General features: G+C 68.4%; 3 protein-coding genes, 1 tRNA gene and 1 rRNA gene. 1 reads left to right on the plus strand and 4 read right to left on the minus strand.

The window, feature by feature from the left end; translation table 11 throughout:
* Positions 1-103 precede the first annotated feature (103 nt).
* On the minus strand, positions 104-5,575 hold the full coding sequence (locus ACWCRD_RS28240) for a HAMP domain-containing protein (RefSeq protein ID WP_450968574.1): 5,472 nt from the start codon (positions 5,573-5,575) through the stop codon (positions 104-106).
* A gap of 376 nt (positions 5,576-5,951) precedes the next feature.
* Here ACWCRD_RS28240 and ACWCRD_RS28245 point away from each other — a divergent pair, with 376 nt between their 5' ends.
* The gene (locus tag ACWCRD_RS28245) at positions 5,952-8,705 is read left to right on the plus strand and encodes a SpoIIE family protein phosphatase (protein WP_450968575.1); all 2,754 of its coding nucleotides are present in this window, start codon (positions 5,952-5,954) and stop codon (positions 8,703-8,705) included.
* 52 nt (positions 8,706-8,757) lie between these two features.
* Here the strand turns inward: ACWCRD_RS28245 and ACWCRD_RS28250 are convergent.
* The 3 genes from ACWCRD_RS28250 to rrf form a co-directional block, all read right to left on the minus strand.
* Positions 8,758-8,833, minus strand: a tRNA-Thr gene (locus ACWCRD_RS28250).
* Between the two features lie 95 nt (positions 8,834-8,928).
* Positions 8,929-9,591, minus strand: coding sequence for a DegT/DnrJ/EryC1/StrS family aminotransferase (locus ACWCRD_RS28255; protein WP_450968581.1), 663 nt, complete (start codon positions 9,589-9,591; stop codon positions 8,929-8,931).
* A gap of 114 nt (positions 9,592-9,705) precedes the next feature.
* Positions 9,706-9,796: ribosomal RNA gene (gene rrf / locus ACWCRD_RS28260) — 5S ribosomal RNA — on the minus strand; the annotation flags it as partial.

A 9,796-nucleotide genomic window follows, 5' to 3' on the forward strand; every position in this document is an offset into this window, starting at 1 on the left:
GCAGAAACGTAGCGGGAGACCAGAAGGTTCCCCGAATCCCGTACTTCTACACGGCTTCGGGCACACTGAGTCAGCAACTCCGCGTGAACATCGATGGTTCCCGTCACTCCCCCCGCATCCACTGCTCCATCACCGACAGCAGGTGATCGGGATCGACCGGCTTCGTCACGTAGTCGGAGGCACCCGACTCGATCGCCTTCTCCCGGTCGCCCTTCATCGCCTTCGCGGTCAGCGCGATGATCGGCAGGCCCGCGAACTGCGGCATCCTGCGGATCGCCGTGGTCGTCGCGTAGCCGTCCATCTCGGGCATCATGATGTCCATCAGGACGACTGCGACGTCGTCGTGCTGTTCCAGGACCTCGATGCCCTCGCGGCCGTTCTCCGCGTACAGCACGGACAGCCCGTGCTGCTCGAGCACGCTGGTCAGCGCGAAGACGTTGCGGATGTCGTCGTCGACGATCAGCACCTTCTGGCCGCCGAACCGGATGCCGCGGTGCACCTGCGGCGCCGCGTCCTGCTCGGCCGCCGACCACTGCTCCTGAGACGCCAGACGCTGGTCGGCGTCGAATCCGTGCCTGCGGCGGCGCCTGAAGAGCGCTGCCGCGCCGTTCTGCGTCTCCCGGTACGACTTCACCTCGGCCGGCGTCTCGATCTCCGCCTCGGACAGATGAGCGAGGTCCGAGGCGGCCACCAGGTCGCCGGCGTTCAAGGAGGGCAGGGCCTGCTGGTAGCCCTGCGGTGGCAGTTCGCTCGGGTGCAGCGGCAAATACAGCGTGAACGTCGAACCGCGTCCCGGCTCGCTCTGCGCATGGATCTCACCGCCGAGCAGCTGCGCGATCTCCCGCGAGATCGACAGCCCCAGGCCGGTGCCGCCGTACTTTCGGCTCGTCGTGCCGTCCGCCTGCTTGAACGCCTCAAAGATGACGCGCATCTTGCTGGCGGCGATACCGATACCGGTGTCGGTCACCGAGAACGCAATCAGATCCGCGTCCGGGTCGCTCATCGACCCGGCCTCCAGCAGCTGCTCCCGGATCGCCGCCGGCACCTCCCGGCCGGCCGGCCGGATGACCAGCTCCACGGCCCCGGAGTCGGTGAACTTCACCGCGTTGGACAGCAGGTTCCGCAGCACCTGCAGCAGCCGCTGTTCGTCGGTGTGCAGCGTGGCGGGCAGCTCGGGCGACACCCGTACGGACAGGTCGAGGCCCTTCTCCGCGGTCAGCGGCCGGAAGGTGGCCTCCACGTAGTCGACGAGCTGGACGAGCGCGATACGCGTCGGGGAGACGTCCATCTTGCCCGCCTCGACCTTGGACAGGTCGAGGATGTCGTTGATCAGCTGAAGCAGGTCCGATCCGGCGCCGTGGATGGTCTCGGCGAACTCGACCTGCTTCGGGGTGAGGTTGGAGTCCGCGTTGTCGGCGAGCAACTTGGCCAGGATCAGCAGCGAGTTGAGCGGTGTGCGCAGCTCGTGCGACATGTTGGCGAGGAACTCGCTCTTGTAGCGCATCGACACGGCGAGTTGCTCGGCGCGCTCCTCCAGGACCTGCCGCGCCTCCTCGATCTCCGTGTTCTTGACCTCGATGTCGCGGTTCTGCTGGGCCAGCAGCTCGGCCTTCTCCTCCAGTTCGGCGTTGGACGCCTGGAGGGCCTTCTGCCGGTTCTCCAACTCGGCCGAGCGCTCCCGGAGTTGCTCGGTCAGCTCCTGCGACTGCTTCAGCAGCTGCTCCGTCTTGGTGTTGACGGAGATCGTGTTGACGCTGGTCGCGATCATCTCGGCGATCTGGTTGAGGAAGTCCTTCTGGATCTGCGTGAACGGGTTGAAGGAGGCCAACTCGATGACACCGAGCACCTTGCCCTCGAACAGCACCGGAAGGACGATCACTTGCGCGGGCGGTGCCTCGCCGAGGCCGGAGGAGATCTTCAGATAGCCGCTGGGCGCGTTCTCCACCAGGATCGTGCGCTTCTCCTCGGCGGCCGTCCCGATCAGTGCCTCGCCCGGCCGGAACGACGTCGGCATGGAGCCCATCGAGTAGCCGTACGACCCCAGCATGCGCAGTTCGTACGCGTCCTCGCTCTCGGCGTTCAGGTCCTTGCCGTCCATCAGCGGCATCGCCACGAAGAACGCGCCGTGCTGTGCCGAGACCACGGGCGTCAGCTCGCTCATGATCAGGGAGGCCACGTCCTGCAGATCGCGGCGGCCCTGCATCAGCGCCGAGATACGGGCGAGGTTGCCCTTCAGCCAGTCCTGCTCCTTGTTGGCGATCGTGGTGTCGCGCAGGTTGGCGATCATCTTGTTGATGTAGTCCTGGAGCTCCTGGATCTCGCCGGACGCATCGACGTCGATCTTCAGGTTCAGGTCACCACGGGTCACCGCGGTCGCCACGCGCGCGATGGCGCGCACCTGCCGGGTAAGGTTTCCTGCCATTTCGTTCACGGACTCGGTCAGGTCGCGCCAGGTGCCGTCGACGTCACGCACGCGTGCCTGACCGCCGAGCTGTCCTTCCGTGCCCACCTCACGAGCCACCCTGGTGACCTCTTCGGCGAAGGACGACAGCTGGTCGACCATCGTGTTGATCGTCGTCTTCAGCTCGAGGATCTCGCCGCGGGCGTCAATGTCGATCTTCTTGGTCAGGTCACCCTTGGCGATGGCGGTGGTGACCATGGCGATGTTGCGCACCTGGCCGGTCAGGTTGGACGCCATGCCGTTCACGGAGTCGGTGAGGTCCTTCCACGTACCCGCCACACCCGGCACATGCGCCTGGCCACCGAGGATGCCGTCCGTGCCCACCTCGCGGGCCACCTTGGTGACCTGGTCCGCGAACGAACTCAGCGTCTTCACCATGGTGTTGAAGGTGTCAGCGAGCTGCTGGACCTCGCCGCGCGCCTCGATCGTCACCGTCCGCGTCAGGTCGCCGTTGGCGACCGCCGCCGCGACCTGGGAGATGTTGCGCACCTGCATGGTCAGGTTCTTGGCCATCAGGTTCACGTTGCCGCTGAGGTCCTTCCAGATGCCCGTGACACCCGGAACGTGCGCCTGGCCGCCCAGGATGCCCTCGGTGCCCACCTCACGGGCCACCCGGGTCACCTGCTCGGCGAAACTGGACAGCTGGTCGACCATGGTGTTGACCGTCGTGACGAGCTCGAGAATCTCGCCCTTCGCGTCAACAGTGATCTTCTTGGACAGGTCGCCCTTAGCGACCGCCGTCGTGACCTCGGCGATGTTGCGCACCTGGATGGTCAGGTTGTTCGCCATGAAGTTCACGGACTGCGTGAGGTCCTTCCAGGTGCCGGAGACACCCTGCACCTCGGCCTGACCGCCGAGCTGCCCCTCCGTGCCCACCTCACGGGCGACCCTCGTGACCTCCTCCGCGAACGACGACAGCTGATCCACCATCGTGTTCAGCGTGTTCTTCAGCTCCAGGATCTCCCCGCGCGCATCCACGGTGATCTTCTGGGACAGGTCACCGCGGGCGACCGCGGTGGCGACCTGGGCGATGTTGCGCACCTGGGCCGTAAGGTTTCCTGCCATTCCGTTCACGGAGTCGGTCAGGTCGCGCCACACGCCGGCCACGCCCGGCACCTGCGCCTGACCGCCGAGGCGGCCCTCCGTGCCCACCTCGCGGGCCACCCGGGTCACCTGGTCGGCGAACCCGGAGAGCTGGTCGACCATCGTGTTGATGGTGTTCTTCAGCTCCAGGATCTCCCCGCGCGCATCCACGTCGATCTTCTGGGACAGGTCACCCTGGGCGACCGCGGTGGTCACCTGGGCGATGTTGCGCACCTGGGCCGTAAGGTTCCCGGCCATGCCGTTGACGGAGTCGGTGAGCTCCTTCCACGTACCGGCCACACCAGGAACGACCGCCTGGCCGCCCAGCCGGCCCTCAGTGCCCACGTCCCGGGCCATCCGGGTCACCTGGTCGGCGAAGGACGACAGCTGGTCCACCATCGTGTTCACGGTGTTCTTCAGCTGGAGCATCTCGCCCGAGACGTCCACGGTGACCTTCTGCGACAGATCGCCGTTGGCGACCGCCGTCGTCACCTGGGCGATGTTGCGCACCTGCCCGGTGAGGTTGCGGAACGCGGTGTTGACCGAGTCGGTCAGGTCCTTCCAGGTGCCGGCCGCGCCCGGCACCTGCGCCTGCCCGCCCAGCTCACCCTCGACACCGACCTCGCGCGCCACGCGCGTGACCTCGGAACCGAACGACGACAGCTGATCCACCATGCCGTTGACGGTGTTCTTCAGCTCGAGCATCTCGCCGGCCACGTCGACGGTGACCTTCTGGGAGAGGTCACCGTTGGCCACCGCCGTGGTGACGGCTGCGATGTCCCTCACCTGAATGGTCAGATTCCGGAACACCGTGTTGACGGAGTCCGTCAGGTCCTTCCACGTACCCGCCGCGCCCGGCACGTTCGCCTGGCCGCCCAGCTGTCCCGCGGCGCCGACCTCGTTGGCCACGCGTGTGACCTCGTCCGCGAAGATCCGCAGCGTCTCCGTCATCTGGTTGATCGTGTCCGCGAGCTGCGCGACCTCGCCTCGTGCGGAGACGGTGACCTTCTGCGACAGGTCACCGTTGGCGACCGCCGTGGTGACCTGGGCGATTCCGCGCACCTGCGCCGTCAGGTTGCCGGCCATGAGGTTCACCGAATCGGTGAGGTCCTTCCACACGCCGGCCACGCCCGGCACCTGCGCCTGCCCGCCGAGTTCACCCTCGGTCCCCACCTCGCGCGCGACTCGCGTCACCTCGGAGGAGAAGGACGACAGCTGGTCCACCATCGTGTTGACGGTGTTCTTCAGCTCCAGCATCTCGCCGGCGACATGAACGGTGACCTTCCGCGACAGATCGCCCTTGGCCACCGCGGTCGTCACCAGGGCGATGTCCCGCACCTGGGCCGTCAGCCGGTACGCCATCGTGTTGACGGAGTCCGTGAGGTCCTTCCACGAACCCGACATGCCACGCACGCGTGCCTGCCCGCCCAGCTTGCCCTCGGTGCCCACCTCGCTGGCCACGCGCGTGACCTCGTCGGTGAAGGTCGACAGCTGGTCGACAAGGTTGTTTACAGTCCGCCCGACCTTGAGGAACTCCCCGCGCAGCGGATGCCCGGTCCCGTCCGGCGCCTGCGTCCGCAGCTCCATGCGCGGCGAGAGATCGCCCTCCGCGACCGCGGACAGCACCCGGCCGACCTCGGAGACAGGCCGTACCAGGTCGTCCACGAGCGCGTTGGACGCCTCGATGGCGGCCACCCAGGAGCCCTCGTAGGCGCCCGTCTCCAGCCGTTCGGTGAGCTTGCCCTCACGGCCCACCATGCGCCGTACCCGCGACAGCTCACCCGTCAGATGGAGATTCCGGTCGGCCACCTCGTTGAAGACAGCCGCGATCTCCGACATCACGCCGTCTCCGGACACCGTGAGCCGCTTGCGGAAGTTCCCGTCGCGCATCGCCACGAGAGCCGCCAGCAGCCGGTTCAGAGAAGCCGTGTCCACTGCGGTCGTCCCGCCGCGCGGTTTGCGCTGGTTGTTCAGGGACTGTCCGCCTTTCGCGCGCGTCTTAGTGCCCCGCGTCGCTGCGCCAGACTCCACTGTGTCCCTCCCGCAGGGGTCGACCGTTACTGCTGTGCTCCGGTACTACCGCTGGACGTACCAGTTACTGCTGCCTGTTTCTGCCCGATGTACCAGGCCGCACCACGGGCTGCTGCCCACTGCACGCGGAAGCCACTCGGCCTGTCCGGACCTTCACAAGAAGCTTGCCCAGTGTTTCACCCTGCCTGAACCCGGCCATAACAGTTCGGCAGCTTCGCACATCGTCCGCACACCCTCTGGGCGGAAACACTGCAGACCGGCATCCGCATGGCCGTCGAAGGTAAGTAACCTTGCATGCGGCTGTCCAGCCGCGCCGGTCCGTCCGGCCTGGGCGGTGGCACGAGAACGAGCGGGCATCGGAGGGGCGGCCGCACACATGACCACCGGACTGATCCCGGGGGGACAGCCCCCGGACCCCCGGCCGACGGGCGGTCTGCCGCATCAGCGGCACGAGCCGGTCGGCCAGGCAGCCCTGCCCGTCGACAACCGGCCGAGGAGTTCTGTGATCACCGCGCGCGCGGCCGCCAGCTTCGAGCCCGTCGGACGATCGGTAGCGACCGCCCGCTCCTTCGTCCGCGACACCCTCCAGGGCTGGGGCTTCGCCGACATCGTCGACGACGCCGTGGTCCTCACCAGCGAGCTGGTCACCAACGCCGTCGTCCACGCGGGCACCTCCGCGGACGTCCTGTGTCTGCGCAGCGACGAAGGCGTACGGATCGAGGTGGCCGACCGGTACCCGGAGCGCGAGATCCCTCTCCAGGGTCACCCCGTCAACATGGGCAGCCCGGACCGCGAGGGCGGCCGCGGGCTCCAGCTCTGCGCCGCACTCGCCGGCCGCTGGGGTGTCGAGTACACGCCCACCCACAAACAGGTCTGGTTCCAGCTCGACCTCCCCGAGCGCGCCGTGGGCACCCGCGCTGCCGGCCCGTCCCTCCCCGCCGACCTCCTCCCCCTCGCCGACGGGCGGGTCCGTGTCGCGGTCGTCCAGATCGACCGCAGCGGTTCCATCACTTCGTGGAACGAGGACGCGGAGGAACTCTTCGGTTACCCCGCCGAACAGGTGATCGGAAAGCCCCTTACCGATCTCGCCGCGTGGCCGCACACCCCGGGCACCAGCACCGGCATCGCCGAGGCCCTCCAGCTCTCCCGCTGGGAGGGCAGCTACGGCATAAGGGGCGCCAACGGCCGCGTCACCCCCGTGTACGCCTCCCACCTCCGCGTCCGCGACACGGGCGGCGAGCCGTCCACCGTCTGCCTCCTCGTCCGGGACCACGAACGGGCCGTCCTGCAGACCCCGCTGCGCATCCCGGCCTCCGACACGGCACCCACCGCCGACGGCCAGAGCACCGACCCCTTCGAGGTCTTCATCGGCTCTCCGGCCCCGGACGACCTCGACGGCCTCCTCCAGCGCACGGTGGAACGCGCCCGCGACATGCTCGACGCCGACTCCGCCTTCCTGCTGCTCGCGACCGACGACGAGACGGAGCTGGAGGTCCGCGCCTCCACCGGCCTGCCCTCCGCCCGACAACGCTTCGCGCGCGTGCCCGTCGAGGCAGGCCCCGGCCGCTACGGCTCGGCCCGCATGCCGGCCGTCCACGACGACCTCACGGCCGTACCCGGCGCCGTCCCGCTCCTCAGCGGCACGGGCATGCGCTCGGTCGTCACGGTCCCCCTGAAGGTCGAGGGCCGCCTCACCGGCTCCCTCGGCGTGGCGGCCGAGAGCCCCGGCAGATACTCGAACGAAGAAGCCCTGCGCCTCCAATTCGCCGCCGACCGCATCGCGTTGGCCGTCGAGTCGGCCCGCCTCGGCGAACTGGAACGCCTGCGCCGAGGCTCGCTCAGCTTCCTCGTCGAGGCCTCCGACCTCCTGGCAGGCACCCTGGACCGCGACCAGACCCTGGCCCTGATGGCCCAGATGACGGTCCCCACGCTCGCCACGTGGTGTGCCGTCTACACGATCGCCGACCAGGCCTCCGAGCCGTATCTGTCGTACGTCCTGCACGAGGACGAGGAACTGATCGACGGCATCAAGTCGCTGCTGTCGAAGGTCCCGCCGCCCGACCCGGTACCGACCCCCGGCGCCCGCGTCTGGTCCGCCCCCGGTGAGGTCGCCCACCGGGCGGCCCTGCGCAGCTCCATGCGGAGCCTGGGCCTGAGCGGCGGCCCGACCCACCAGATGGCCTCGGGTATCGGCCCCACGCTCGCCACCGCCTCCGCGGTCGGCGGCGAAACCGTCGTACTCCCCCTGGTGGCGCGCAACCGAGTCATCGGCATGCTGACCCTCGGCAAGCCCACGGACGAACACTTCCGTCAGGAAATCCTGGAACTGGCCGAGGACTTGAGCCGACGGGCCGCCCTGGCCCTCGACAACGCCCGCCTGTACTCGGAGCGCACGGCCATCAGCCAGTCCCTCCAGCGAAGCCTCCTGCCCCCCGAACTCCCGGAGATCGACGGCGTGGAGGTCGAGGTCATCTATCGGGCGGCCGGCGAGGGCAACGAGGTCGGCGGTGACTTCTACGACCTCTTCCCGATCAGCGACGGCGCCTACGGCTTCGCCATCGGCGACGTCTGCGGTACGGGCCCGAACGCGGCGGCGGTCACGGGCCTCGCCCGGCACGCGCTCCGTCTCCTGGCCCGCGAGGGCCTCAGCGGCCCGGCGGTCCTGGAGCGACTGAACTCGGCCATTCTCGACGAGGGCGCCCGCAGCCGCTTCCTGACCCTCCTCTACGGCGAGCTACGGCCGCAGGAGGACGGCAGCGCCGAACTGAAGGTCGTCTGCGCCGGCCACCCCCTCCCGCTCCGCCTGCGCCAGGACGGCACGGTCGAGCCGGCCGCCGAACCGCAGCCGCTCCTGGGCGTCATGGAGGACCTGGAGCTCTACGAGCAGACCGTCACCCTCGACCCGGGCGACGTTCTCCTGTGCGTCACGGACGGCGTCACCGAGCGCCGTGAGGGCACCCGCATGCTCGGCGACGACGGCCTCACCGACGTCCTGACGACCTGCACGGGCCTCACCGCCGGAGCGGTTGCCGCGCGCATCATGCGCGCGGTGGAACGCTTTGCGTCCGACGCCCCGTCCGACGACATGGCAATCCTGGCGATGCGGGTCCCGGGCCTCCACAAGGACTGAGGGACCCCCGCACACGAAAAAGGCCCCGCCCAATTGGGCGGGGCCTTTCGTCTGGAGCCCCCAAACGGAATCGAACCGTTGACCTTCTCCTTACCATGGAGACGCTCTGCCGACTGAGCTATAGGGGCCTGTCACCCTGAGGAGTTCTCCCCGCGGCAACGGAATAGATCATACCCCGAACGGACACGTGCTCCCAACCGTGTCGTGCAGTGCAGACCGCCGCTCAGAAAGCAGGCTGAAGCAATCCGCCCAGTGCATTGCACGCGCCCACGATCCGCTGCATGTCCCGCTTGGTCAACGCGGCGTCGACAGGAAGCGCGAGGGTCTCGTCGGCGGCCCGCTCGGTCTCCGGCAGGGACACGCACCGGCGGAATTCCGGCAGCCGGTGCACAGGGGTCTTCACCGGCACCCGGCACTCAACTCCCCTGGCACGCACGGCCCGAGCGAAGGCATCCCGATCCGGCCGCCCGTTCCCCGGCACCCGCACCACGTACTGCTGATAGGTGTGCCCGTCACCACCGTCGGGCGTCCGCACCCCCCTCAACTTGGCGTCGAGATAGGCGGCCCGCTCCCTACGCTGAGCGATCTCGTCGTACGGCACCTCGGACTCCCCGTGCTCGAGCACCAGAAGCCCGTGCCGCTGCCCCACACCGTGCAGCCGCGCGATGTCGGCCGGCCGGCCGAAGCGGTGTACGACAACGACCGCCGCCGTCCGCGGAGTTATGGCTGCTTCGACAGCGGCCGGGTCGAGGCAGTACGTCAGCGGATCTATGTCGGCGAACACCGGCAGCGCGCCGGCGAGGGCGACGGCCTCCGCGACCTCGCAGTTCCCGAAGGCTGGCACGACAACCTCGTCACCGACTCCGACGCCGGCGGCCCTGAGCATTGCAGCAGTACCCATGCTTCGGATGGTTGTTGCGCAACGTGAACTTCAAGTGACGGAGAACAAAAAAGGGTTGGACCCCGAACCGAAGTTCAGGATCCAACCCTTTGAATAATTGTTCGGCGGCGTCCTACTCTCCCACAGGGTCCCCCCTGCAGTACCATCGGCGCTGTAAGGCTTAGCTTCCGGGTTCGGAATGTAACCGGGC

Source organism: Streptomyces sp. NPDC002092 (assembly GCF_053593775.1).

What these genes read in the sequence shown, in the direction of transcription:
- ACWCRD_RS28245 (WP_450968575.1), top strand. Translation starts at nt 5,952, where the DNA reads ATGACCACCGGACTGATCCCGGGGGGACAGCCCCCGGACCCCCGGCCG.
- ACWCRD_RS28255 (WP_450968581.1), bottom strand. Translation starts at nt 9,591, where the DNA reads ATGCTCAGGGCCGCCGGCGTCGGAGTCGGTGACGAGGTTGTCGTGCCA.